At 71.6% G+C, this 23,610-nt stretch carries 25 protein-coding genes; 11 read left to right on the top strand and 14 right to left on the bottom strand.

Features of this window, described 5'->3' with window-relative positions:
- Positions 1-146: 146 nt before the first annotated feature.
- From AW274_RS05140 to AW274_RS05120, 5 genes are read left to right on the top strand one after another with little or no spacing between them, the layout of a single operon-like run.
- Positions 147-2,717, top strand: a complete 2,571-nt coding sequence (locus AW274_RS05140) for a bifunctional acetate--CoA ligase family protein/GNAT family N-acetyltransferase (protein WP_232319977.1) — start codon at positions 147-149, stop codon at positions 2,715-2,717.
- Positions 2,718-2,760: 43 nt separating this feature from the next.
- Positions 2,761-3,345 carry a DUF5998 family protein gene (locus AW274_RS05135; protein WP_030454595.1) on the top strand — a complete coding sequence of 195 codons (585 nt, stop codon included), beginning with the start codon at positions 2,761-2,763 and terminating at the stop codon, positions 3,343-3,345.
- Positions 3,345-4,430, top strand: coding sequence for an alkaline phosphatase family protein (locus AW274_RS05130; protein ID WP_062429816.1), 1,086 nt, complete (start codon positions 3,345-3,347; stop codon positions 4,428-4,430). The genes AW274_RS05135 and AW274_RS05130 overlap by 1 nt, the downstream gene beginning before the upstream one ends.
- Entirely contained in the window at positions 4,427-5,233 is an 807-nt protein-coding gene (locus tag AW274_RS05125; protein ID WP_062429815.1) for a sulfurtransferase, read from the top strand. Before AW274_RS05130 ends, AW274_RS05125 begins: the two co-directional genes overlap by 4 nt.
- Positions 5,194-6,180, top strand: a complete 987-nt coding sequence (locus AW274_RS05120) for an endonuclease/exonuclease/phosphatase family protein (RefSeq protein ID WP_062429813.1) — start codon at positions 5,194-5,196, stop codon at positions 6,178-6,180. The genes AW274_RS05125 and AW274_RS05120 overlap by 40 nt, the downstream gene beginning before the upstream one ends.
- A 41-nt stretch (positions 6,181-6,221) precedes the next feature.
- Here the strand turns inward: AW274_RS05120 and AW274_RS05115 are convergent, their stop codons facing one another.
- Genes AW274_RS05115 through AW274_RS05105 form a run of 3 tightly spaced genes read right to left on the bottom strand, consistent with a single transcriptional unit; the run spans position 6,222 to position 9,430 of the window.
- Positions 6,222-8,435, bottom strand: coding sequence for a CHAT domain-containing protein (locus AW274_RS05115; RefSeq protein ID WP_062429811.1), 2,214 nt, complete (start codon positions 8,433-8,435; stop codon positions 6,222-6,224).
- On the bottom strand, positions 8,422-8,883 hold the full coding sequence (locus AW274_RS05110; protein ID WP_198169014.1) for a hypothetical protein: 462 nt from the start codon (positions 8,881-8,883) through the stop codon (positions 8,422-8,424). The genes AW274_RS05115 and AW274_RS05110 overlap by 14 nt, the downstream gene beginning before the upstream one ends.
- Positions 8,873-9,430 carry an RNA polymerase sigma factor gene (locus AW274_RS05105; RefSeq protein ID WP_062429807.1) on the bottom strand — a complete coding sequence of 186 codons (558 nt, stop codon included), beginning with the start codon at positions 9,428-9,430 and terminating at the stop codon, positions 8,873-8,875. Before AW274_RS05105 ends, AW274_RS05110 begins: the two co-directional genes overlap by 11 nt.
- Before the next feature lie 310 nt (positions 9,431-9,740).
- On the opposite strand from AW274_RS05105, the gene AW274_RS05100 reads away from it, so the two are divergent.
- Positions 9,741-10,238, top strand: coding sequence for a DUF3145 domain-containing protein (locus AW274_RS05100; protein WP_062429805.1), 498 nt, complete (start codon positions 9,741-9,743; stop codon positions 10,236-10,238).
- Between the two features lie 376 nt (positions 10,239-10,614).
- On the opposite strand, the gene AW274_RS40030 is transcribed toward AW274_RS05100, so the two are convergent.
- The 7 genes from AW274_RS40030 to AW274_RS05070 form a co-directional block, all read right to left on the bottom strand.
- The gene (locus tag AW274_RS40030; RefSeq protein ID WP_157519776.1) at positions 10,615-10,785 is read right to left on the bottom strand and encodes a hypothetical protein; all 171 of its coding nucleotides are present in this window, start codon (positions 10,783-10,785) and stop codon (positions 10,615-10,617) included.
- A 732-nt stretch (positions 10,786-11,517) separates the two neighbouring features.
- On the bottom strand, positions 11,518-12,942 hold the full coding sequence (locus AW274_RS05095; protein WP_062429803.1) for an acyl-CoA carboxylase subunit beta: 1,425 nt from the start codon (positions 12,940-12,942) through the stop codon (positions 11,518-11,520).
- A 22-nt stretch (positions 12,943-12,964) separates the two neighbouring features.
- On the bottom strand, positions 12,965-14,197 hold the full coding sequence (gene fabF, locus AW274_RS05090; RefSeq protein WP_062429801.1) for a beta-ketoacyl-ACP synthase II: 1,233 nt from the start codon (positions 14,195-14,197) through the stop codon (positions 12,965-12,967).
- Between the two features lie 41 nt (positions 14,198-14,238).
- Positions 14,239-14,478: an acyl carrier protein gene (locus AW274_RS05085; RefSeq protein WP_062334723.1), complete on the bottom strand. Its 240-nt coding sequence runs from the start codon at positions 14,476-14,478 to the stop codon at positions 14,239-14,241.
- A gap of 54 nt (positions 14,479-14,532) precedes the next feature.
- Positions 14,533-15,489, bottom strand: coding sequence for a beta-ketoacyl-ACP synthase III (locus AW274_RS05080; protein WP_062429799.1), 957 nt, complete (start codon positions 15,487-15,489; stop codon positions 14,533-14,535).
- Entirely contained in the window at positions 15,486-16,397 is a 912-nt protein-coding gene (locus AW274_RS05075) for an ACP S-malonyltransferase (protein WP_062429797.1), read from the bottom strand. Before AW274_RS05075 ends, AW274_RS05080 begins: the two co-directional genes overlap by 4 nt.
- Positions 16,398-16,513: 116 nt before the next feature.
- Positions 16,514-17,614, bottom strand: coding sequence for a PucR family transcriptional regulator (locus AW274_RS05070; protein WP_062430138.1), 1,101 nt, complete (start codon positions 17,612-17,614; stop codon positions 16,514-16,516).
- Positions 17,615-17,726: 112 nt separating this feature from the next.
- On the opposite strand from AW274_RS05070, the gene AW274_RS05065 reads away from it, so the two are divergent.
- Positions 17,727-18,401, top strand: coding sequence for a helix-turn-helix domain-containing protein (locus AW274_RS05065; protein WP_062429795.1), 675 nt, complete (start codon positions 17,727-17,729; stop codon positions 18,399-18,401).
- Here AW274_RS05065 and AW274_RS05060 read toward each other — a convergent pair.
- The 4 genes from AW274_RS05060 to AW274_RS05045 are packed head-to-tail and all read right to left on the bottom strand — an operon-like array spanning position 18,361 to position 20,861.
- Positions 18,361-18,747, bottom strand: coding sequence for a VOC family protein (locus AW274_RS05060; protein ID WP_062429792.1), 387 nt, complete (start codon positions 18,745-18,747; stop codon positions 18,361-18,363). The two genes, AW274_RS05065 and AW274_RS05060, sit on opposite strands and share 41 nt — an antisense overlap.
- A 53-nt stretch (positions 18,748-18,800) precedes the next feature.
- Positions 18,801-19,244 (bottom strand): DUF350 domain-containing protein, encoded by a 444-nt coding sequence (locus AW274_RS05055; protein ID WP_062429790.1) that lies wholly within the window; start codon positions 19,242-19,244, stop codon positions 18,801-18,803.
- 24 nt (positions 19,245-19,268) lie between these two features.
- On the bottom strand, positions 19,269-20,429 hold the full coding sequence (locus tag AW274_RS05050) for a glutathionylspermidine synthase family protein (protein WP_062429788.1): 1,161 nt from the start codon (positions 20,427-20,429) through the stop codon (positions 19,269-19,271).
- A 3-nt stretch (positions 20,430-20,432) separates the two neighbouring features.
- Entirely contained in the window at positions 20,433-20,861 is a 429-nt protein-coding gene (locus AW274_RS05045) for a hypothetical protein (protein WP_232319976.1), read from the bottom strand.
- Between the two features lie 93 nt (positions 20,862-20,954).
- On the opposite strand from AW274_RS05045, the gene AW274_RS05040 reads away from it, so the two are divergent.
- The 4 genes from AW274_RS05040 (at position 20,955) to AW274_RS05025 (ending at position 23,610) form a co-directional block, all read left to right on the top strand.
- Positions 20,955-21,959 carry a PHP domain-containing protein gene (locus AW274_RS05040; protein ID WP_062429784.1) on the top strand — a complete coding sequence of 335 codons (1,005 nt, stop codon included), beginning with the start codon at positions 20,955-20,957 and terminating at the stop codon, positions 21,957-21,959.
- Between the two features lie 47 nt (positions 21,960-22,006).
- Complete coding sequence (locus AW274_RS05035; RefSeq protein WP_062429782.1) at positions 22,007-22,465, top strand: helix-turn-helix transcriptional regulator; 459 nt, start codon at positions 22,007-22,009, stop codon at positions 22,463-22,465.
- Positions 22,466-22,550: 85 nt separating this feature from the next.
- A complete protein-coding gene (locus AW274_RS05030) occupies positions 22,551-23,087 on the top strand; it encodes a PDDEXK family nuclease (protein ID WP_062429780.1) in 537 nt (178 codons plus the stop codon).
- 49 nt (positions 23,088-23,136) lie between these two features.
- Positions 23,137-23,610, top strand: coding sequence for a MarR family winged helix-turn-helix transcriptional regulator (locus AW274_RS05025; protein ID WP_062429778.1), 474 nt, complete (start codon positions 23,137-23,139; stop codon positions 23,608-23,610).

The raw sequence follows: 23,610 nt of genomic DNA, 5'->3' as shown, positions 1-23,610 counted from the left end.
CACCACCTTGCTTACTGCAAATCGACGCTGACCCCGGAAACTTAACAGCTTCTGCAAGCTTCGTGGGGGGTGAGGCGGACACTCGTACACAGTCGATGCGGATCCGTTGCCCAACCACCGCGTTTGTGCACAGATACCCTCGAAAGGTGGAACCCGCGCATCCGCCGCACTGGGCGGCCGACGTCGTCCTCTCCGACGGCGGCACCGCTCACCTGCGGCCCATCCGCCCCGATGACGCCGAACTCCTGCGTTCCTTCTACTCCCGTCTCTCCGCCCAATCGATCTACTTCCGTTTCTTCGGGCCCCGTCCGCGCCTCTCGGACCGGGAGGTGACGCGCTTCACGACGGTCGACTACAACGACCGGCTGGCCCTGATCGCGACCATCGGAACCGAGATGGTGGCGGTGGTCCGTTACGACCGGGTCAAGCCCGCCGACCACGCCGAGGTGGCCTTCCTGGTCGAGGACGCCCACCAGGGGCGCGGGCTCGCGGCGGTGCTGCTCGAACACCTGCGGGCCGCCGCCAGGGAACGCGGCATCCGGACCTTCATCGCCGACGTGCTGCCCGCCAACCACCGCATGACCCAGATGTTCCGGCAGGCCGGGTACACCGCGCAGAGCACGTTCGAGGACGGCGTGGTCAGGATGACCCTCGACCTCGCCAGCACCCCCGACTCGGTCGAGGTCGTGACCGGGCGCGAACACCGCGCCGAGGCGCGGTCGATCGCCCGGCTGCTCAAGCCCGAGTCGGTCGCCGTCATCGGGGCCAGCCGGGAGCCGGGCGGGATCGGCCAGACCGTGCTGCGCAACCTGCTGCGGGCCGAGTTCACCGGGCCGGTCTACCCGGTGCACCGAGAGGTGCGGGCGGTCGCGGGCGTGCGGGCGTACAAGAACATGGCCGCGATCGACGGCGAGGTCGACCTGGCGGTGGTGGCCGTGCCGGCCGAGAGCGTGCTCGACGTCGTCGAGGAGTGCGCGCGGAAGGGCGTGAAGGGGCTGGTCGTGGTCTCCAGCGGGTTCGCCGAGACGGGCGAGGAGGGGCTGGCGCGCGAGCAGGAGCTGGTGCGGATCTCCCGCGCCTACGGCATGCGGGTCGTCGGGCCCAACTGCCTCGGCATCGCCAACACCGACCGGTCGATCAAGCTCAACGCCACCCTCGCCGGGCGGCTGCCCGCGCGCGGCCGCATCGGCTTCTTCAGCCAGTCGGGCGCGCTCGGCACCGCCCTGCTGCACCGCGTCGACCAGCGCGGGCTCGGCATCTCCACCTTCGTCTCGGCCGGGAACCGGGCCGACGTGTCCGGCAACGACCTCCTCCAGTACTGGGAGGAGGACCCGGCGACCGAGGTCGTCCTCCTCTATCTGGAGTCGATGGGCAACCCGCGCAAGTTCACCCGGCTGGCCCGGCGCATCTCCCGCACCAAGCCGATCGTGGCGGTCAAGTCGCAGGCCGCCGAGTTCGGGCTGCCCGACGACGCCGTGTCGACCCTGTTCGAGCAGGCCGGGGTGATCCGCGTCGACGACCTCACCCAGCTGTTCGACGTCGCCCAGCTGCTCGCCTGCCAGCCCCTGCCCGAGGGGCCGCGCGTCGGCATCGTCAGCAACTCCGACGCCCTGGCCCGGCTGGCCGCCCACGCCTGCGTCAGCGCGGGCCTCGCGCCCTCGACCGCCGATCTGGGCGCCCGCGCCGGGGCCGCCGAGTTCGGCGCGGCGCTCGCCTCGGTCCTCCCCGACGTCGACGCCGCCGTGGTCGTCTACATGCCGCCGGTGCCCGGCCCCGACGCCGAGGTCGCCGCCGAACTGGTGCGGGTCGCGGGGGAGAGCGGCAAGCCGGTGCTGGCCACCTTCCGGGGCGAGGCCGGGGTCCCGGCCGCGCTGCGCGCGCCCGGAGAGGGTCCCGCACGGGGTTCGATCCCGTCGTATCCGGCGCCCGAGGAGGCGGTCAGGGCCCTTGCTCTGGCGGTACGCCATGCGCAGTGGCGCCGCGGCGACGAGGGCAGCATCCCCGAACTGGGCGGCGTCGACGTGGTCGCCGCCCGGGAGATCGTCCAGGGGGCGGCCGAGGAGCCGGTCGAGATCGACGCCGCCGCCCTGCTGCGGACCTACGGCGTCGAGGTCTGGCCCTCGGAGACGGTGGGCTCGCCCGAGGAGGCGGTCGCGGCGGCCGAGCGGCTGGGTTTTCCCGTGGTGGTCAAGTGGGACGGCACCGGTCGCGCCGGGACGGTCCGCCTGGCGCTGCCCGACGCGGCGGCGGTCGCGCGGGCGTACACGGACCTGGCAGGGGTCGCCGGGCCGCGGCTGGCGGTCCAGCGCATGGCCCCGCAGCCCGCGGTGCCGACCGTGATCACCTCGGTGCAGGACCGGGACTTCGGGGCCGTGGTGTCGTTCGGACTGGGCGAGATCGCCGCCCGGCTGCTCGGCGACGACGCCTACCGGCTCGCTCCGCTCACGGCTGAAGACGCCGCCGGGCTGGTCCGGGCCCCCAAGGCCGCGCCGCTGCTGTTCGGCGCGCACGGCTACCCGCCCGTGGCGGTGGCCGAACTGGAGGAGCTGCTGTGCCGGATCGGGCGGCTGGCCGACGCGCATCCGCAGGTCGCGGCGTTGCGGCTCGACCCCGTCTTGGTGGGTGAGAACGGCGTCCAGGTGCTGGGCGCCCGTGCGGTGCTGAAGGCCGTCACCGGGCCCCGGCCGGACGTCGGCCCGAGGCGGCTCCCATCCTGACTGCCCGGTGAAATGTGGGTGGTCGACAGGGCAGGATGGTCCCATGAGGGATACCCGAGTCTCGGCTGCAGGTCTGCGCGAGGCCATCGACCGAAGTGGCTACTACCCCGACCTGGTCGCCGACGCCGTCGATTCCGCCCTGGGCAAGGAGAGCGTCAGCGCCTACGTCGTCCACCACGAGGCCACGTTCGACCCGGCCATGGAAGTCCGCCGGCACGTCACGGTCCTGGTGCTGTCGCCCACCCGGTTGCTCGTCTGCCACACCGACGAACATCCGCCCGCCGAGGGAAACCCCGCCTCTCATGCGTCCACGACCACCGAGGCGGTCCGGCTGAGCCGGGTCCAGTCGGTCGCGCTCACCCGGCTGGTCCCCGACCCGGCGTCCTACTCGCCCGGCGTCGCGCCCAGCGAGGTCACGCTCACCATCGGCTGGGGGGCCATCTCCCACGTCGACCTCGAACCCGCCACCTGCGGCGACGAGAACTGCGAAGCCGACCACGGCTACACCGGCTCGATCACCGCCGACGACCTCCAGCTCCGCGTCAGCGAGGCCGCCGACGGCCCCGAGGCCGTGCGCCACGTCCTGGCCTTCGCCCGCGCCCTGTCGGAGGCGACGGCGCGCACGTGATGGCCACCCTCGCCGACATCGCCGGTTCCGTCCACGCCACCTTCGACGGAACCGGCGGCGGCACGCTGGGGCTCGACCCGGCCGAGAAGGTGTGCCTGTTCATCGTCGACGGCATGGGCGCCGACCTGCTCGCCGCCCACCCGTCCCGCGCGCCGTTCCTGTCGTCGGCGCTCTCGCGGGTGCTCACGGCGGGCCTGCCGTCGTCCACCCCGACCAGCCTGGCCACCATCGGGACCGGCGTCATGTCGGGCAACCACGGCATGCTCGGCATCACCGTCGCGGTGCCCGGCGAGAACCGCCTGCTCGACTGCCTGCGCTGGACCAGCGACGGCCCCCGCGTCGACCCGCTCACCTGGCAGCCCGTCGACACCGTGTTCCAGCGGCTGGCCAGTCATGACGTCGCCTGCTCCTACGTCGCGCCCGCCGCCTTCGACGGCACCGGCCTCACCTCGGCGGTCTACCGGGGCGTGCGCTACGTCCCCGCCGACACCCTCGACGAACGGGTCGCCGGTGTCCACGCCGCCCTGCGCGCGACCCGCAGAGCCTACGTGACCTGCTATTACGGCGAACTCGACGCCATGGGCCACATGACCGGCTGGGGCTCGCCCGAGTGGCTCGACCAGCTGTCGATCGTCGACGGCCTGGCCGAACGCCTCGCCGCCACCCTGCCGCCCGGCGGGGTCCTCTACGTCACCGCCGACCACGGCATGATCAACGCCACCGACAAGGTCGACCTCGACCTCCACCCCGAGCTCACCGAGGGCGTCGCCCTCGTCGGCGGCGAGGCCCGGCTCCGCCACCTCTACACGGCCCCCGGCGCGTCCGGCGCGGTCCTCCAGACGTGGCGCTCGGTGCTCGGCGACCGGGCCCGGATCGCCACCCGCGAGGAGGCCGTCGACTCGGGCTGGTTCGGCCCCGTCGACCCCGCCCTGCTGGGCCGGGTCGGCGACGTCGTCGCCGTGGCCGAGGGCGAGCTTGTGATCGCGTCGTCCGGGGAAGATCCGCTGGAGTGGTCGATGACCGGCTACCACGGGTCGCTCACCCCCGCCGAACAGAACGTGCCCTTCCTGGAGATCCGCCGATGAGCCCACTGATCACCGCCGCCGACCTCGCCGACTCGCTCGGCGAGGTGACCGTCCTCGACGTGCGCTGGCGCCTCGGCGGCCCGCCCGGCCCGGCCGAATACGCCCTCGGCCACATCCCCGGCGCGGTCTACTGCGACCTCGACACGGCCCTCGCCGCCCCCGCGGGCACGGGCGGCCGCCACCCGCTGCCCTCAGCCGCCGCCTTCGAAGCCGCGATGCGCGAGCTCGGCGTCTCCGACAGCCGTCCGGTCGTCGTGTACGACGACTGGAACGCCCTGGCCGCCGCCCGCGCGTGGTGGTGCCTGCGCTACTTCGGGCACCGCGACGTCCGCGTGCTCGACGGCGGCCTGCGCGCCTGGACGGGCGAGCTGTCCAAGGACACCCCCGACGTGACCGTGGGCGACTTCACCGCCCGCCCCGGCGGCCTGCCGCTGATCACCGCCGACCAGGCCGCGATCCTGGCCGACGACGGCGTCCTCCTCGACGCCCGCGCCCCCGAGCGCTACCGCGGCGAGGTCGAACCGGTCGACCCCGTCGCCGGCCACATCCCCGGCGCGGTGAACGCCCCCACGACCGACAACCTGGAACCCGGCGGCCGCTTCCACCGCCCCGAGTTCCTGCGCGAACGCTTCAACACCCTGGGTGTGGTCGAGGGCGTGCCGGTGGGCGCCTACTGCGGCAGCGGCGTGACGGCGGCCCACGAGGTGCTGGCCCTGGCGTCGGCGGGCATCACCGCGTCCCTGTATGCCGGATCATGGTCCGAATGGATCACCGACCCGAGTCGCCCGGTGGCACGAGCCTGACCACCCGGCTGATCTGGCTGATCGTTCTTCTGTACGCGGCCTGGGTCTTGCTGCGTCTCGTGCCCGGTGACGTGGGGTTCTGGTGGGTGCAGCTGGTGGCGTTCACGCCTTACGTTGCGTTGTCGTCGCCGGTGGCTTTGTTACTCGCCCTGCTGGCGCGCCGGTGGGTGGCCGGGGGAGCGGCACTGGCGGTCTGCCTGGTCTTCGCGGCTCTCGTGGTGCCCCGGATGGTCGGCGAGAGCCCGTCGGGCGGGGGCGGGCCGCGGCTGCGGGTGCTGGCGGTGAACCTGCTGGCGGGCGGGGCGCCGGCGGAGGAGGTCGTACGGCTGGTCCGGTCGGTGCGGGCTGACGTGGTGGCCTTCCAGGAGCTCAGCCCTGACGCGGTGGAGGCGATGGAGCGGGCTGGCCTTGACGCCCTGCTGCCCAACCGGGTGACGGAGGCCCGGCGGGGGACGCGGGGGTCGGGGATCTACTCGCGCTTCCCGGTTGAGCGGGTGGGGTTACATGACTTCGGGGGGTTCGGGCAGCTCGTCGGGCGGCTTGACGTGGAGGGGGTGGCGGTGGAGATGGTTTCCGTTCATCCGTGTGCTCCGTATGTCGCCCGCCTTCATGCGTGTTGGGGGGAGGGGCTTGACGCTCTTTCCCAGACTGGCGGGGCGGCCCGGCTTCTGATCGGCGACTTCAACGCGACGCTCGACCATGCCCGGGTGCGGGCGTTGCTCGACGCCGGGTATCGGGACGCGGCCGAGGTGACGGGGAACGGCTTGCAGACGACGTGGCCGGCCCTTCCGCGCGACTTCTACGGGCTGCCCATTCCGTCGGTGACGATCGACCATGTCCTGGCTGATAGCCGGACGGCGATCCACGCCTTCTCGGTTCACACCCTCCCGAACACCGACCACAAGGCCGTCTTCGCGGAGCTGGAGCTTCCCGGCCCAGGAAACTGAACGCCGCGCCAGATCCTCCGAATGCTGCGGTCGTTCCGGGCTCAACCAGTTCCGAAGCAGGCGAATCCCGGTACGTCGGTGGCCACGGCCGCGTCGGCGAGGGCTTGCGCTGGTGACTGCCCTTTGGCCAGTCGGCGGTGGAACTCCACCATCAGCCGGGCCGCCTCGTCGTCGCGGACCGGCACGATGCCCGCGATCACCGTACGTGCCCCGCGGTCGAGGAAGGCTCCGGCCAGGCCGAACGCCGCGCCGTCGGCGGGAGCCGAGGCCATGCCGGCGTCGCACGAGGAGAGCACCACCAGGGGCGGTACCCGCGTCAGGCGGAAGAACTCGTGTACGAGGAGCGGACCGTCGTCCAGGAGAATGCTCGACATCATCGGCCGCCGCCCGGAGAAGATGCCATGCGCGGCGATGTGCACGATGCCCGCCCGCCCGAGAGCCTCCAGAAGTGCGGCGCGTGTGGCGGGCACCCGCTCTCCCTTCTCATGTACGCCCACAACCGCCGTCACCTCCTCCTCCGCATGGGCCAAGTCGGGCCCCGCGAGCGCCACCACCGGCCCGCCGATCTCCCTGCGGGTGACGGCCAGCGCGGCCGAGGGCGCGACCGAGACGGCTCGCCCGCGCAGCGACGGCAGCAGTGACCAGGGCAACGAGTGCAGCGCGACCGTGGGGACCACGCTGACGGCTCCCTGCGGCAGGTCGAGCGGCCGGATCAGCGCCTCGTCGAGGGCGGACAGTTCTCGCAGGAGGCCGGGGGACAACCCTTCCTCGCCTTCCGGCCTGGTGTCGCGGAGGTTCCTTCTGCGGAGGTTGTAGCGGATTCGCACCATCGCCTCGGTGACGGACGACAGTGACCCGAGGCCGTGGAGTGAGAGCTGGTCGCCGTGGGCGACTACGGCGTGGAGGGCGTCTTGGTCGCGTACCAGCTGGACGAGCACCTCGGGCCGATCGGCCACCGGCTCCGCACCGCTGACGAGCGCCCGCCACCGCTCCGACCAGAGCAGCACCTTGTCGGGGCTCTGCTGCCTGATGGCCAACTCCAGGCCGAGCGTGGCGATCTCCTCGGCCACCCGGGAGACCCGCCAACGCTCATCGGCGAGCCGCTTCACGTGAGGCACGGCACCCAACGTCGACGTCCCTGTGCGGATGCCTGTGCCCGGCTCCGGGAGGGGGGATGGCGTTGTGGCGTGCCTCCCCATAGGTCCGTTAGCTGCCGTCGAGCCGGAGGTGTCATCCGATGTCCTGATGAACTTCCCTGAGTCGGGAATCGCGCCAGGGTCGACGTCTCCAACTGTCGTGTCACGATGGCGATTGGTCAGCTGAGGCATCGAGTCAGACGGTCTCGACTCAGAGCTGTGCCAATCACTCGGCTCCTTCGACACGGTGTCCGAAGCCAGCCGCGACATCTCGCGGAGCGACTCGGCGAACCCCAGCCGGGTCAGTTCGAGCGCCTCGGTGAGATCGCCGCCCACCCATCGCCGCAACGCCTCCGCATGCAACCGCGTGGCAGCACAACCCGACCCGTCCCGGACCCGGTCCAGCATCAGCTGCGCCACCACCAGCCCGCCGACCCCACGACCGCACCGGCGCACGAACGCCGACACCGCGAACAGCCGCAGCTCGTCGGCCTCAGACCGCCAGCCCGCAGCCTCCAGCCCATCGGCCCCAGCCGCACAGTCACAGAGCAGTCCGTCATCGAGTCCGAACTCGCCTTGCTCCTCCGACAGCTTCGAGGGCGCTCCCAGCTTGAGCGCGATCTCGGCACTCCGAGTCGGCTGCCTTGCTGGCAATCCGCCATCGGTCTCGGCCGATTGAGTTGTCCGTCCCGGCGGCAGCCTCTCCTCGGCCCTGTTCTCGGCCGTCTGCGTGAGCCGCGCCCGCAGCAGCACGTCCCGGGCCCTCGGTTCCCACACCGCCCGTCCCAGACGCCCGAACTCCGTCAGCGCCGTCGCAGCCGTGTCCTCGGCCCGCCGGACATCCCCCGTCAGCAGTTCCACCGTCGCCAGCAGCAGCCGGGCGTGGGCGGTCGCCGGGCGGGCCGAGGTCAGATCGGGCAGCGCGAGTTCCAGGAGCATGCGGGCCTCGCCCGGTAGGCGGGCTCCGACCAAGGCCGAGGCGAACTCGGCGCGGGTGAGGGCCAACCGCTCCGGGGACTCGTACAGGCAATCCTCTGCTGCCAGATGGACGTCGAACGCCGCCAGGATGTCGGCGCGCCGGGCCGCGGCGAACGGGCCGTAGGACTCAGGCGCGGACACGCAGCCAGCGGGTGACCACCGGGGGATCGCTCGGGCGGTGGTAGGCCACGCTCACCCAGCCGGGCGGGAGGCCCGCCACGGCGAACTGGCCGTCGGCCGAGGGTACCCGGACCTTCGTCACGTGCGGGGTGCGGACCTCGACATACGCATCGGGGGCGGGGGGCGGGCTCACCTGGCCGGCGATCTCCAGGCGACCCTCGGTGATGGTCGTCTCGACGTCGAGGGTCGTGTCGTCGGCCTCGAAGCGGTGCATCTGGGGCTTTCCGCCTGCTCGTGCGCCGGAGGCGGCCGTCAGGTCGGCGGGGGTCGCAACGACGCAGCCGGGCAGGCGCATCGCGAGTGCGGCCATCGCGTCGGCGGCCAGGCGGCCGGGAGCGGGGTCGGCCTGGGCGGCCAGGCGCATCGCCGCCAGCATGTACGTCTCCAGCGCCGCGTCGTCAGCACTCAAGGGGGTCCTCCGCGAGCAGGGTCCGGAGCTTGGCCGAGCACCGCGACCGGGTCGGGCCCACGCTGCCGACCGGGATGTGCATGCGGGCCGCGACCTGCGCGTACCGTACATCAGGATTGAGGGCGAAGAGCCGGAGCATGGTCCGGCACGGCTCGCTGAGCCGGGACACGCGTGACCACAGGGTGCGCCCGTAGTCGGCGTCGACGATCTCCGTCGTCGGGTCGGGCGCGGCGAGCGTGGGATGTTCGTAGAGGTCGGGCGGGTCGGCCGGGAACTCCTGGCCGGCCTTGCGGCCGAGCCGCAGCGCCTCGCGCCGCGTCGTCGTCATCAGCCACGCGCCGACCGCGCGCGGGTCGCGGATGCGGTCGACGCTCTCGACCAGCCGGAGCCACGCTCCCTGTACGGCGTCGGACGCGTCGGCCGCCCCCAGACCCGCCGCCCGCGCCACGGCCCACATCTGACCGTTGAAGCAGGCGACCAACTCGGACCAGGCGTGGTCGTCGAGCAGATCGAGAGGGATCGATTCGTCGTGAACCTCGAAAAGCACGCGTCACTGACCCTTTCCGCACCAGCCTCACCGACTGTGCTGACAGAGGAGCGTTGCGTGAGCAACTCTAGCCGTGGTGTCCGGCGCGGCCCGGTGAGATCGCGGAATTCCGGAAGGACGCCCAACTTCCACGATCGCGCCGTTTTACGCCTTCAGGAGAGACCGATTCGTTCGGCGGCCAAGGGGGAATCGGTATGACCCTCCTCTGGTGCCCCGCCGCGACGGACGGTAGTCTCTCCTAGAGTCACTTGTGATCATCCCAGTATGAGGCCGTTGGGGAAGGCGCACCTCGTACGAATCGGGAGGTCCGGTGGCTGCTGCTCGTGGCGTCCTGTACGTCCACTCGGCTCAGCCTGCGCTGTGCCCACACATCGAGTGGGCCGTCGCAGGCATTCTTGGCGTACCCGTCGACCTGACGTGGACGCCCCAGCCCGCTGCGCCCGGCGCCCTGCGCGCCCAGGCCGAATGGGAGGGGCCCGCCGGCGTCGCCGCCAAGATCACCTCTTCGCTCATGGGGTGGCAGCGCATCCGGTTCGAAATCACCGAAGACCCGTCGCCGGGCAGCGACGGCTCCCGCCATGCGTACACCCCCGCTTTGGGCGCTTTCACGGCGACCATCGGCGTGAACGGCGACATCCTGATCTCGGAGGACCGCCTCCGGAACGTCATGCTGATGGCCAGCCAGGGGCGCGTGGTCCTGGAGGACGAACTCGACAAGCTGCTCGGCAAGCAGTGGGACGAGGAACTGGAGTCCTTCCGGTACGCCGGCGAGGGCGCTCCGGTGCGCTGGCTCCACGCGGCCGTCTAGCTGTAGGGGGCGCGGGGCACCTGCCTGCGCGCCCTGCCGTACTTCACCACGCTCCTGGGCCGGGGCCGCCTTACCCGGCCACAACCTCCCTCGCGGCTGACGTCTGACGTGTTGGCCTGGAGATCGCGCCGCCGTTCTTCCTGCTACCTCCCAAGTGCGCGTTTGCGATGGTCTGTGGTGGACGGTCGCTTCAAGACGCTGCCAGGAGGGGTTAGTTCAATGGGTGACGATTCTCGGCCACGCGCTGAAGAGCCAAGCCCTGTGAGATCCGCCTGCTTGCCGCGCTGCCTGGTCAGTAGCGCCTAACGCGGTCACCGCCCTTAACGGCGTCAACCGGCCACTGCCTTGCCGCCGTCCCATGGGCGAGGTATCCGAGTCAGGTGTGGGGGTCTTCCATCCCACGCTGGCCGAGGCCGGCGTAAGCAGCCACCGCCTCGCACGACACCGCTCTCTGGTGTGCTCGGCCGCCGCTCAGGCCCAGCGGCAGGGCCACGTTGCCCGGGCCGTGGGCTCTGGCGATGCGCGGCTTGTGCGCCACATCGGGCACTTGGAGGCGATGGTGTCGCGTGCTTCGGCACAACATTTCCGGGGGTCTTGGGTTCCGTCGGTTTCGGACTTCTCTCGCGTAGTGGAATCGTTTAGGTCCAGGCGAGTGTCCGATTGTGGCTGCCCGGCTGTGGGCTCAGGTGATTGGACGCTCACTCTTTCGTCACCTCTGCCAGCACGGGCGAATGTCCCTCAAAAGTGCATAGCGGGCAACGGCCCCACTCCTGTCCCCGGACCCCGAGGCGGTCTTTTATGGGTCGATCAGTGGCCGCGTCATTGTGGTGGTGGGTAGGTCGGAGAGGTCCTCTACTCGATCGGGCGCATCCCGCAAGGAGCCCTCACTGAGGTCGATATGCCGAAATTTCGGGCGGCGTTAGCCGCCCGACCAAATGCGCCGCCAGCCGATCGCCCCCGAGAGCTGCCAGAAGGTTCGCCTTCGAGGACCGCCATAAAGGTTTGCCCCCGAGAACCGCCGCACAGGGTCGCTCGGGAGAGCCGCCGTAGAGGACCGCTTGGGAGGGCCGCCGTACGGGCCGCTCGGGAGGGTCGCCGTAGAAGGTCGCTCGGGAGGGCCGCTGCACCGGGTCGCTCCCAAGAGTTGCCATGCAGGGTCGCTTCCCAAAGCCGTCATACAAGGTGCGCTGCGCAGAAGGACGCCAGGCAAATCCCCCGCAACGCCGAAACGCCGCCCCCACAAACAGGTGGAAGCGGCGTTCAGGTCGTACAGGAAGAACTAGAGCGGGATGTTCCCGTGGGCCCCCCGCGCCGGTGTCGCACGGGCGATCACCTTTGCGATGGCTCCCCGGGTCTCTTCCGGCTTGATGACCTCGTCGACCACGCCGAGGTCGATCGCGCGGTCGAGGCCGCCGGCGATCTTCTCGTGCTCCTCGGCCAGGCGGGTCTCCAGCTCGGCGCGCTCCTCGTCCGGGACCGCCGCGAGTTCGCGGCGCTTCAGGATGCGGACCGCCGCCACGGCGCCCATGACCGCGATCTGCGCCGTCGGCCACGCGAAGACCCGGGTCGCGCCGAGGGCGCGGGAGTTCATCGCGATGTACGCCCCGCCGTAGGACTTGCGGGTCACCAGTGTCACCCTCGGCACCGACGCCTCGGCGAAGGCGTGGAGGAGCTTGGCGCCACGGCGCACGACGCCGTCGTGTTCCTGCCCGACGCCCGGCAGGTAGCCGGGGACGTCGACCAAAACCACCAGGGGCACGCCGAACGCGTCGCACATGCGCACGAAGCGGGCGGCCTTTTCCGCGGAGGTCGAGTCGAGGCAGCCGCCCAGGCGCATCGGGTTGTTGGCGATGACGCCGACCGTGCGGCCGCCGAGGCGGCCCAGGGTCGTGACGATGTTGGGGGCCCACTTGGGGTGGAGTTCCACGCCGGGCTCGTCGAGGAGGCCGTTGACCAGCGGCTTCACGTCGTAGGCGCGGCGCACGTTCTCGGGGAGCAGGGTGGAGAAGTCGACTTCGCCGACCTCGCCCAGCCTGACCCGGCCCTGGTGGCCGAGCAGGGTGGCGACCTGGCGGGCCTTCAGCAGGGCCTCGGGCTCCGACTTGGTGACGATGTGGACCACGCCGCTGCGCTTGCTGTGGGGCTCGGGGCCGCCCAGCGACGCCATGTCGATCGTCTCGCCCGTCACCGAGCGGACGACGTCGGGGCCGGTCACGAAGATGCGGCCCTCGTCGGCGAGGATCACGATGTCGGTCAGCGCCGGGCCGTAGGCCGCGCCGCCGGCCGCCGCGCCGACCACGACGGAGATCTGCGGGACGATGCCCGACGCCTTCGTCATGGCCGCGAAGACGCGGCCCACGGCGTGGAGGGACTCCACGCCCTCGGCGAGGCGGGCGCCGCCCGAGTGCCAGACGCCGATGATCGGCACCCGCTCGCGGACCGCCACGTCGTAGGCGTGGACGATGTGCTCGCAGCCCTCGGAGCCCATCGCGCCGCCCTGGAAACGGGCGTCGCTGCAGAACGCCACGACGGGGACGCCCTCGACGCGGCCGGTGACCGCCAGGGCCCCGCTCTTGTCCTGCGGCGAGATGAGCCGCATGGAACCCTCGTCGAGCAGGTGGCCCAGCCGGACGACGGGATCGCGGGGGTCGGCAGCCTCCTGGTCGGAGGAGGCGGTCACCACCCTGTTGTCAACGACAGTCATTGCGTCCCTCTCAGACAGCTGATCAAGCAGTGGTGAAGGCGACGGCGACGTTGTGCCCACCGAAGCCGAAGGAGTTGTTGATCGCGGCGAGCTGCCCGTCGGGGAGCTTGCGCGGCTCGCCGCGCACGATGTCCACGTCGAGGCCGTCGGCCGGGTCGTCGAGGTTCGCGGTGGCGGGCACGATGCGCTCGCTCAGCGCCAGGATCGTGAAGACGGACTCGATGCCGCCCGCGCCGCCCAGCAGGTGACCGGTCATCGACTTGGTCGAGGTGACGAGCGGGGAGCCGGGGAGCGCCTCGCGGATCGCCCGCGCCTCGATCTCGTCGCCGACGGGCGTCGAGGTGGCGTGGGCGTTGACGTGGCGCACGTCGGCGGGGCTGAGGCCCGCGTCGGCGATGGCCGTCAGCATGGCGGTCTTGCCGCCGATGCCGGTCGGCTCGGGCGCGGAGATGTGGTGGCCGTCGGAGGTGATGCCGACGCCGGCCGCGACCGCGTAGATCCGCGCGCCGCGCGCCTTCGCGTGGGCCTCCGACTCCAGCACGACGATGCCGGCGCCCTCGCCGAGCACGAACCCGTCGCGGCCCTTGTCGAAGGGGCGAGAAGCGCGGTGGGGCTCGTCGTTGCGGGTCGACATGGCGCGCATGGCCGCGAACGAGGCCATGTTGAGCGGGTGGATGGCCGCCTCGCTGCCGCCGGCGACGACGACGTCGGCGCGGCCGGAGCGGATCATCTCAATGGCCTGGCCGATCGACTCGGCGCCGGTCGCGCAGGCGCTGACCGCCGCGTGGGTGCCCGCCTGGGCGCCCAGGTCGATGGAGATCCAGCCCGCGGCGCCGTTGGGCATGAGCATCGGGACGGTGTACGGCGAGAGCCGGTTCCACCCCTTCTCGCGGTAGGTGTCGTAGGCGTTCAGGATCGTGCTGATGCCGCCGATGCCGGAGCCGACGACCACGCCGAGCCGGGTCGGCTCGACCTCGGGCGCGCCGGCGTCCTGCCAGGCCTGCCGGGCGGCGATCAGGGCGAACTGCTCATAGCGGTCGAGACGCCTGGCCTCGGGGCGGGGCAGCACCTCACCGGGGTCGACGGCCGCGACGCCGGCGAACTTCGCCGGGACGGTGTCGACCCAGTCTTCGGTGAGCGTGCGGATGCCCGACCGCCCGTCGAGGAGCGCCGCCCAGGTCGAGGCGACGTCTCCACCAAGGGGCGTCGTCGTGCCGAGTCCGGTGACGACGACTCGCACCCGGTTGGTACTCACTTTGGCTGCACTCCTCTACGGTCGAACGGTTGAGCGGGTACTCAGTTCTGGATGAAGTTGATGACGTCCTTGACGGTCTTCAGGTGCTTGAGCTGGTCGTCGGGGATCTCCGCGCCGAACTCGTCCTGGGCCGCCACGGCGATCTCGACCATCGACAGCGAGTCGATGTCCAGGTCGTCGACGAAGCTCTTCTCCGGAGTCACCTCGGACGCGGGGATACCGGTGATCTCGTTCACGATCTTGCCGAGGCCTGCCAGGATCTCCTGCTCGGTGGCTGCCATTTCTCTCCTTTGAGTGTGTTTCTGGGTTTTCGTACGGCGAAGACCGTACAAGACTTAAGGGATCTCGATGACCTGGGAGGCGTAGGTCAGGCCCGCCCCGAAGCCCAGGAGGAGCGCGAGGCCGCCCGAGGGCACCTCGCCCTGCTCGATCATGCGGGACAGCGCGAGCGGGATCGACGCGGCCGAGGTGTTGCCGGCCAGCACGATGTCGCGCGCGACGACCGCCTTGTCGGCGCCGAGCTTGCGCGCGATGGCCTCGATGATGCGCAGGTTGGCCTGGTGGGGCACGAACGCCGCCAGGTCGGCGGGAGCCACGCCCGCACGCTCGCAAGCCTCCTTGGCCACCGGGTGAAGGGCCGTGGTGGCCCAGCGGAACACCGTCTGACCTTCCTGGTGAAGGGAGGACGACCGGTTCTCGATCATGATGGCGTCGGCCTTGTCGCCCGCGCTGCCCCAGACGACCGGGCCGATGGCCGGGGTCTCGGAGGGGACGACGACCGCCGCGCCGGCCCCGTCGGCGAAGATCACCGAGGTGGCGCGGTCGTTGATGTCGACCCACTGGGTGAGCTTCTCGGTGCCGACGACCAGCACGTTCTTCGCCGAGCCCGCGCGGATCGCGTCGCTGGCCGAGGCGAGGGCGTAACAGAAGCCCGCGCAGGCCGCGTTGAGGTCGTAGGCGCCCGGCGCCTCGATGCCGAGCCGGTGGGCGACCCGCCCGGCCAGGTTCGGGATCGGCGCCTCGGGGGTGCAGGTGGCGATGATCACCAGGTCGATGTCGGCGGCCGACAGGCCGCTCGCGGCCAGCGCCTTGCCACCGGCCTGGACGGCCAGGTCGATCTCGGACTCCTCGGGACCGGCGAACCGGCGCTCCTTGATGCCGACCCGGCTCTGGATCCACTCGTCGTTGGTCTCGATCATCTTGGCGAGATCGTCGTTGGTGACCACGTTCGCCGGCTGGTAGTGGCCGAAGGCCAGCACCTTGGCTCCCGGCGCCCCCGCGGGCAGCTTCACTTGATCGCCTCCTTGGCGGCGTCGAGGGCCGTGGTCAGGTCGGCGGGGGTCTTGAGCGCGACGGTCACCGAGCCGGGCAGGCCGCGCTTGGCCAGGCCGGTCAGGGTGCCGCCGGGCAGCAGCTCGATCATGGTGACGGGCGTCTCGCCGGTCTCCTCGGCCATGGTCTCCATGCACAGGTCCCAGCGCACCGGGTTGCTGACCTGGTCGACCATGCGGTCGAGGGCGTCGCGGCCCGACATGACGATCGCGCCGTCGGCGTTGGACAGCAGCCGGATCGCCGGGTCGGCCGGGGTGACGCCGGCCGCGGCGGCGCGCAGCCGCTCGACGGCCGGGGCCATGTGGTGGGTGTGGAAGGCGCCGGCGACCGCGAGGGCGCGCAGGCGGGCCCGCTGCGGCGGGTCGGCCTGGAGGGCCTCCAGCTGCTCCAGGGTGCCGCCCGCGACGATCTGACCGGCGCCGTTGTTGTTGGCGGGGGTCAGACCGAGCTTGGCGAGGGCGTCGAGCACGTCGACGCCGCCCAGGATCGCGGTCATGCCGGTCGCGGTGACGGCGGCGGCCTCGGCCATCGCCCGGCCGCGCTCGGCGACCAGCGAGACGGCCTGGTCGGCGGTGATGACCCCGGCCAGCGCGGCCGCGGCGAACTCGCCGACGCTGTGGCCGGCGACCAGGTCGGGGGCGACGCCGAGCTCCTCGAAGGCGGCCAGCGCGGCGGCCACCAGAAGCGGCTGCGCGACCGCGGTGTCGCGGATCTCCTCGGCCTCGGCGGTGGTGCCGTAGGCGACGAGGTCGAGCTTCGCGATCTCCGACCATGCTGACAGACGGTCACGGAATCCGGGGAGCTCCAGCCACGGACTCAGGAACCCTGGAGTTTGGGCGCCTTGTCCCGGCGCGACGATGACGAGCACGGTACCACCCTGCCCTGTAGCCCTTCGACACAGAGCTGGGGAAGCGCACGAACTTTTGCCTGCCTCTGTTGTGGAATCCCTACAGTTCCGGTTTCTCCGCAATTACATTGCGGCGGTCAGATTACGGTCAGTCGACCGAGTATCAACCCAACCTGAAGGGTGAATGCGGACCGCCCCTCCGTCGGGGTGTACCCCGTCAGCTCGGCGATCTTCCGGAGCCGGTAACGCACCGTGTTCGGGTGGACGAACAGCAGCCGGGCCGTCGCCTCCAGCGAGGTGCCCTGTTCGAGGTAGGTCGCGAGGGTGTCGAGGAGGGGTGTGCCCTCAAGCGGTTTGAAGACGTTCTCGACCAGCGCGGCGCGGGCGTCCTCGTCGCCGTCGAGGGCGCGTTCGGCGAGCAGGTCGTCGGCGAGCACGGGCCGGGGCGCGTCGGGCCACCCGGCGGCGGCCCGCAACCCGGCGATGGCGGCCCGCGCCGACCGGGCGGCGGCGTGCAGGTCGGGCACCTCGGGGCCGATCACGATCGGCCCGGCGGCGAACCTCGGCACGACCAGGCGGGCGGCCTCCTTCATGCTGTCGGCCCCGCCGACGATCACGATCAGCCGGTCGCCCTGCACCCCGGCGAGCAGGTCGTGGCCGGCCCGCCGGCCCCGGTCGCGCAGGCCGTCGATGACGCTCTGGGGGTCGTCGCCCGGGGCGTGCCCGGCGAAGACGACCACGGGGGCGGAGGTCCAGCCGAGGGCGGCGGCCCAGGAGTGGAGGCCGTCGTCGACCTCGCCCCGGACCAGCGCGTCGACGATCAGGGCCTCCAGCCGGGCGTCCCAGGAGCCGCGGGCCTCGGCCTCGCGGGCGTAGACCTGGGCGGCGGCGAAGGCGACGTCGCGGGTGTAGCGCAACATCGCGTTGCGCAGCACCTCCTCGCCGCCGGGCGCGGCCAGCTCTTCGACCTCGGCCTCGACCACCTCGACGACGATGCGGACCAGGTCGACGGTCTGCTGGAGGGAGACGCTGCGCTTGAGCTCGCGGGGCGCGGTGCCGAAGAACTCGATGCTCGGGGTCGGGCGGCCCTGCCCGGCGTGGCCGAACCACTCGACGAAGGCGGCGATCCCGGCCTGCGCGACCAGGCCGACCCAGGAACGGTCCTCGGCCGACAGGGCGCGGTACCAGGCGAGCTGCTCCTCCATGCGGGCCATCGCGGCGGTGCCCAGACTCCCCATCGCGCGGTCGAGCCGCCGCGCCGTGTCTTCACGCACCCTGTCGTTCACGGTTATAGCGTGCCAGGTCGCCTGCGCGGATTCGTCAACGGTAGGGCCGTGGCAAGCTGGGACGGTGTACCGGGAACGGCCGTCGGCGATTCCCGGCGCGGTCGTCTGGCAGACGCCCCCCGCGTCGGGCGAGGGCGAGCGCCGCATCCTGCCCGACGGCTGCATGGACCTGCTCTGGACGTCGGGCCGGCTCGTCGTGGCCGGGCCCGATTCGGTCGCCTACGTCACCCCGGTCGTCCCGGGGGCCGGCTACACCGGCCTGCGGTTCGCGCCCGGCGACCTGCCCGAGTTGCTCGGGGTGCCGGCCTGGGAGCTGCGCGACCGCCGGGTCGCGCTCGACGAGCTCTGGCCGGCCCGCCGGGTGCGCGTGCTGGAGAACCGGTTGTCGGCGGGCGGGGGGATCGAGGCCCTGGCGGCCGATCTGCGGCCCGACCCGGTGGTGCGCGCCGCCGCCGGGCTCATCGGCGCGGGGCGGGGCGTGGCCGCCGCGGCCGACCTCCTCGGCCTCGGGGAACGCCGCTTCCACCGGCTCTGCCTGCGGGTCTTCGGCTACGGGCCCAAGACGCTGGGCCGCATCCTGCGGATGAACCGGGCCCTGGAGAAGGCGCGGCGGGGGGAGGCGTTCGCCCGGGTGGCCCACGAGGAGGGCTACGCCGACCAGGCCCACCTCGCGCGCGAGGTGAAGGCGCTGGCCGGGGTCACGCTGACTGATCTTGCGGGGCGTACAGGTCGACGCTGATGCCGTCGGGGTCCGACAGGACCGCGTAGCGCTGGCCCCAGAAGGCGTCCCAGGGCGCGAGGTGGCCGAACTCGGCCATCTCGGCGTAGGTCTTGTCGACCTCGGCCGGGCTGTCGCACTGGAAGGCCAGGCCGGTGCGGCCGGGGCCGGGGGTCCACTGGGGGTCGAACGACCTGATGGTCTCCTCGGTGTCCCAGCACAGGCGGAAGCCGCCCGGCAGGGTCACCTCGACGTGGGGCGCGCCGTCGGCCTCGGCCGGGATGTCCAGGCCGAGGCGGCGGTAGAAGGCGAGCGAGCGGCCCATGTCGCTGACGACCAGGCCGATGACGTTGAACTGGATAGCCATGGGTCGACGGTACGAGACGACGTACCGAACCGTCTTGAAGGAATCGGACGGGGTCAGATCACCGCGACGGCGGTGATCAGGCCGATCGCGATGTGGGTGACCGACAGCAGGATCGCGGCGGGCTGGAGGGTCGGCTCGGCGACCAGGGCCCTGATGGAGATGCCGGCCACCTTGTCGAAGGCGAACATGCCGAGCGTCTGGACGGCGATGCCCAGCACGCCGAACACGGCGGTGGCGATCAGCCCCTCCTGGAGCCGGCCGCCGGAGGAGAAGATCGAGGCCGCCACGATGAGGCCGACGGCTGCCAGGCCCGCCGAGGTGAGCGCGGTGGCGTTGGGGTTGCGGTCTTCGCGGATCAGCTTGCTGAGTTTGCCCGGCGTCGCCATGTCGATCACGTAGAAACCGACGATCAGCAGCAGCACGCCGAGGACGGCATAGGCGGCGATCGCCAGGGCGCCGTTGCCGAGGACCTCGCCGAACGTGGTGGTGGTGTTCATTGACCCTGCTCCTATTGGGGGGTGTCAGCCGTTGATTCGGTGGGGCACGAACGACGAGGTGTCGTCGGTGATCAGGCCGGCGGTCTCGCGGATGCCGAGCCCGGCCGACTCGTCCTCCACCATCCAGGCACCCAGGACCGGCCGCTGGCCGTCGAAGTCGGGCAGGGCCTGGAACTCCTGGAAGACGAACCCTTCGGCGCCATAGGCGCCTCCGGTCTCCAGGGAGTGGTCGGGCGACAGGATCGTCATCGAGGCGCCCTCGCGGCCCAGGAGCGGCTTGCGGATGAATCCTGCCAGGTCACGGGGGCCGTCGAGGTAGGCGGGCAGCAGGTTGGGGTGGCCCGGGAACAGCTCCCAGAGCACCGCCAGCAGCGCCTTGTTCGACAGCAGCATCTTCCACGCCGGTTCGATCCAGGTCATCGACGGCATCAGCCGCAGCGCGTGGGCGCCGAACGGCTCGTGCACGATCCACTCCCACGGGTAGAGCTTGCAGAGCGAGCGGATGACCCGCTCCTCGACGTCGACGAACCGGTGGTTGAGGGCGTCCCAGCCGATGTCCTCCATCGCGATGGAGACGGTGGCCAGCCCGGCCTGGGAGGCGGTCTCCTGCAGGTAGCCGAGGGTCATCGCCTCCTCGCCGGAGGTGTCGAGGCTGGTCCAGGCGAAGTGGGAGGGGCCGGTCGGGAGGGTCGCGGCGATGGCCTTCCAGCGGTCGACCAGGCGTTCGTGGATGGAGTTCCACTGGTCGTCGTCGGGGAAGACGTCCTGCAGCCAGTACCACTGGACGACCGAGCTCTCGAGCAGGCTGGTCGGGGTGTCGGCGTTGTATTCGAGCATCTTCGCCGGGCCGGAGCCGTCGTAGCGGAGGTCGAAGCGGCCGAACAGGTGGGGTTCGCGGCGGTACCAGGAGTCCTTGATCGCCTGCGTCCACTCGGGCGGCACGGCGAAGTCGTGGAAGCGGCCGGTGACCACGACGTGGTCGACGGCCTCCAGGCACATGCGGTGGAGCTCCTCGACCTGGGTCTCCAGCGCGAGCACCTCGTCCATCGAGAAGACGTAGTGGACGCTCTCGTCCCAGTAGGGCCGGTCGACCCCGCTCGGGTGAGCGGAGCGGTGGTAGGCCAGGCCGTGGCTCTCGACCGTCGTCTCCCAGCCGGGCCGGGGTGCGGACCGTTCCCTGCGCACGGGTCAGCTGCCGCCGCTGCTGCGCGAGCCGAAGCCGCCCCGCTGGATGACCTTGCCCGACCGGGTGGAGATCTGCGCGTTCGACGGGCGCAGCGTGGTGCCGCCGCGGATGTGCGAACCGGCGCGGATCCCGCCGTAGTACCACCCGTAGGCGCCGTGGGAGCCGTGGTAGACCCGGCCGTCGTCGTCGCACAGGTCGTCGTCGACGATCGGGTAGGACCCGTCGGCCAGAGGGTTGTTCATGTCGACGCAGTCGGCGTCGACCTCCTCGTAGTCGTCGTCGACCGCCGCGCAGAAGCCCACGACCAGAACCGACAACACGCCGATGGCGCCCAGCTTGACGGCGGTGGAGGCCTTCTTGTTCTTCTTCGGCGGCGGGCCGCCGGCCATGGGGAACGTGGGCGGTCCCGGCGGTGGGGGTGAGGCGGCCATAAGGCTCCATGCTTCCTTGAGGTCGGGCAAGCCTATCGGTGTCTGTTTGAGCGGTACAAACATCAATTCTGGCCGGTTGGTAACGTCTTCGGCATGGAGCCTGTTGACGCGTTGCGCCAAATCGCGTTCCTGCTCGAACGGGCCGGTGAACCCACCTATAGGGTGCGCGCCTTCCGGGGCGCGGCCGCGACCGTCGAGGCCCTGCCGCGCGAGGAACTGGAGGAGCGCGCCCTCGCCGGGACGCTGACCGAGCTGCCCGGCGTCGGCAAGGTCACCGCGCTGGCGGTCACCGAGGCGCTGGCCGGTCAGACACCCACCTACCTGCGCCGCCTGGAGGCGACGTCCGGGACCGACCTGCCCGAAGCCGCCGGCGAGTTGCGGCGGGCCCTGAAGGGCGACCTGCACAGCCACACCACGTGGAGCGACGGCGGGTCGCCGATCGAGGAGATGGCCGAGGCGGCGCGGGCCATCGGGCACTCCTACCTGACGATCACCGACCACTCGCCCCGGCTCACGGTGGCGCGCGGCCTGTCGGCCGAGCGGCTGACCGAGCAGATCGAGGTCATCGAAGGGCTGCGCGAGCGGTTCGCGCCCTTCCAGATCCGGACCGGCATCGAGGTCGACATCCTGGCCGACGGCTCGCTCGACCAGGATCCCGCGCTGCTGGCCCGGCTCGACTGCGTGGTCGCCTCGGTGCACTCGTCGCTGAAGATGGACGCCGGCGACATGACCCGGCGTATGGTCGCGGCCGTCGCCAACCCCCATGTCGACGTGCTCGGCCACTGCACCGGCCGCATCGTCAAGGCGGGCGGGAAACGCGGCGGGCTGCGCGCCGAGTCGCGGTTCGACGCCGAGATCGTCTTCGAGGCGTGCCGCCGGTTCGGGGTCGCGGTCGAGATCAACTCCCGGCCCGACCGGCTCGACCCGCCCAAACGGCTGCTGCGCCTGGCCTACGAGATGGGCTGCGTGTTCGCGATCGACAGCGACGCCCACGCTCCGGGGCAGCTCGATTGGCTCGGGTACGGATGCGAGCGCGCCGCCCTGTGTGGTGTGGAACCGGAACGAGTGGTCAATACGGGTGTATGGCCGCAGAGTTAGGTGGGAAATACCAGGATTTGTCGCTCACCGCACGTAACGTCGGCGTCATGGACCGTCGACGTGCGCTGGTAGAGGAGTTACGGAGCAACGGGCAGCTGTCGGCCAAGGACCTCGCCGACCGGCTCGGGGTGAGCAAACGGACCGTGATCCGCGACATCGCCCGGCTCCAGGGCGAGGGCGTGCCGATCCGGCTCGACCCGGGCGGCTACCTCATCGACGGGGCGGAAGAGGTCAAACGGGCCATCGACCGGGCGCTCACGGGCCGCCGCGTGCTCCGGATCGACTACCTGAACAGCAAGAGCGAGCTCAGCACCCGCGACCTCGAACCCAGCATCATGCTGGGCGGGCGCGGCGGCTTCTGGTATCTGGTGGCCTGGTGCCGGTTGCGCGAGGACGTGCGGGTGTTCCGGGTCGACCGCATCACCCGGGCCGAGGTGCTCGACGAGCGTTATCCCGAACCCGACAAGCAGCGGTTGTCGGAGATGACGTCGGCGCTGCCCCTCTGATCCGCCGCCGCGGCTGACGCACCGGTTGTCCACAGGGCCGCCGCGGGCCCGTCGCGGCCGGTGGCGGCGGTGGCAGGGTGCCGGGATGGACATCAGCGCGGTGCCGCTCGTCTACAACGGGGTCATGTTCCGGTCGACGCTGGAGGCCGACTGGGCGGCCACCCTCGACGCCCTGGGCGTCTACTGGCAGTACGAACCGCTCGCGCTCCGGTTGCCGAGCGGGGCCGTCTACGTGCCCGACTTCTACCTGCCCGCGCTGAACGCCTGGGCCGAGGTGAAGGGCCCCCACTGGGAGCGGCTGGCCAAGCCGGTGGAGCTGCGGGCGACCCTGGCGGTGGCGGGCGGGGCGGGGTGGTGGGAGCAGGTCCACGTGGTGGTGCTGGAGGCGCCCGGTCCCGGCGACGCCGCGAGCTGGCACGTGCCGGTGGGGTCGTGCTGGCTGGTCGAGTGCGGCGAGCGGCAGAACCGGTTCGCCTGGTACGACGGCCGCTGCTGGGCCTGCCAGCGCGAGGAGCTCGGCGGGTCGCACCACTTCTACCGGCCGGCCCGCGCCACAGCCGGCGGGCCGACGTGGCGCATGACGCGGGCGCCGCGCCCCGAACCGCTGCGGCGGGCCGCCTGAAGCTCCGGCGACCGCCCGCGTGAGGCGCTGATAGCGCTAACTTGGCCGCATGGGCAGTCGGGAAGAGAGTCTCGGGCTCGTCGCGGCCCTGGTGCGGGCGTCGTTCCTCATCTCGGCCGTCTACGCCGAGTCGGCCCGCGACCACGGCCTGACCCCGCAGCAGGGGCAGTTGTTGTGCGTGCTGATGGGCCGCAGCTACCGGATGAACGACCTGGGCGCGACGTTGCGGCTGGCCCGGTCGAGCCTGACCGAGCTCGTCGACCGCACCTCGCAGCGCGGGCTGGTCAGGCGGGAGGCCGACCCGTCCGACGGGCGGGCGGTGCTGGTGACGCTCACCGACCAGGGGGCCGAGGTCGCGGCGGGCTTCTACGCCGAGACGTGCGACCGCGTCGCCGGGGTGCCGGGCGGCCTCGGCGCGGGGGAGCGCGAGGCGCTGGCCGACCTGCTCGGGCGGGTGGTCACGGACAACACGGTGGGCACGGTGTTCCCCGACCGGGACGACGACGTGCGGCCTCCGGCCTGA

It is taken from the genome of Herbidospora daliensis (assembly GCF_001570585.1).
GTDB lineage: Bacteria > Actinomycetota > Actinomycetes > Streptosporangiales > Streptosporangiaceae > Herbidospora > Herbidospora daliensis.
Note: the sequence above shows the minus strand (reverse complement) of the source record. Positions and strands in the feature narration are given on the sequence as shown.

Excerpts from the sequence above, each read along its gene's own strand:
- AW274_RS05085 (WP_062334723.1), bottom strand. The coding sequence starts at position 14,478 with ATGGCAGCCACCGAGCAGGAGATCCTGGCAGGCCTCGGCAAGATCGTG.
- AW274_RS05070 (WP_062430138.1), bottom strand. The coding sequence starts at position 17,614 with ATGGGGAGTCTGGGCACCGCCGCGATGGCCCGCATGGAGGAGCAGCTC.
- AW274_RS05130 (WP_062429816.1), top strand. The coding sequence starts at position 3,345 with ATGGCCACCCTCGCCGACATCGCCGGTTCCGTCCACGCCACCTTCGAC.
- AW274_RS05095 (WP_062429803.1), bottom strand. The coding sequence starts at position 12,942 with ATGACTGTCGTTGACAACAGGGTGGTGACCGCCTCCTCCGACCAGGAG.
- AW274_RS05135 (WP_030454595.1), top strand. The coding sequence starts at position 2,761 with ATGAGGGATACCCGAGTCTCGGCTGCAGGTCTGCGCGAGGCCATCGAC.
- AW274_RS05060 (WP_062429792.1), bottom strand. The coding sequence starts at position 18,747 with ATGGCTATCCAGTTCAACGTCATCGGCCTGGTCGTCAGCGACATGGGC.
- AW274_RS05025 (WP_062429778.1), top strand. The coding sequence starts at position 23,137 with ATGGGCAGTCGGGAAGAGAGTCTCGGGCTCGTCGCGGCCCTGGTGCGG.
- AW274_RS05030 (WP_062429780.1), top strand. The coding sequence starts at position 22,551 with ATGGACATCAGCGCGGTGCCGCTCGTCTACAACGGGGTCATGTTCCGG.
- AW274_RS05120 (WP_062429813.1), top strand. The coding sequence starts at position 5,194 with ATGGATCACCGACCCGAGTCGCCCGGTGGCACGAGCCTGACCACCCGG.
- AW274_RS05035 (WP_062429782.1), top strand. The coding sequence starts at position 22,007 with ATGGACCGTCGACGTGCGCTGGTAGAGGAGTTACGGAGCAACGGGCAG.
- AW274_RS05125 (WP_062429815.1), top strand. The coding sequence starts at position 4,427 with ATGAGCCCACTGATCACCGCCGCCGACCTCGCCGACTCGCTCGGCGAG.
- AW274_RS05045 (WP_232319976.1), bottom strand. The coding sequence starts at position 20,861 with ATGGCCGCCTCACCCCCACCGCCGGGACCGCCCACGTTCCCCATGGCC.
- AW274_RS05055 (WP_062429790.1), bottom strand. The coding sequence starts at position 19,244 with ATGAACACCACCACCACGTTCGGCGAGGTCCTCGGCAACGGCGCCCTG.
- AW274_RS05040 (WP_062429784.1), top strand. The coding sequence starts at position 20,955 with ATGGAGCCTGTTGACGCGTTGCGCCAAATCGCGTTCCTGCTCGAACGG.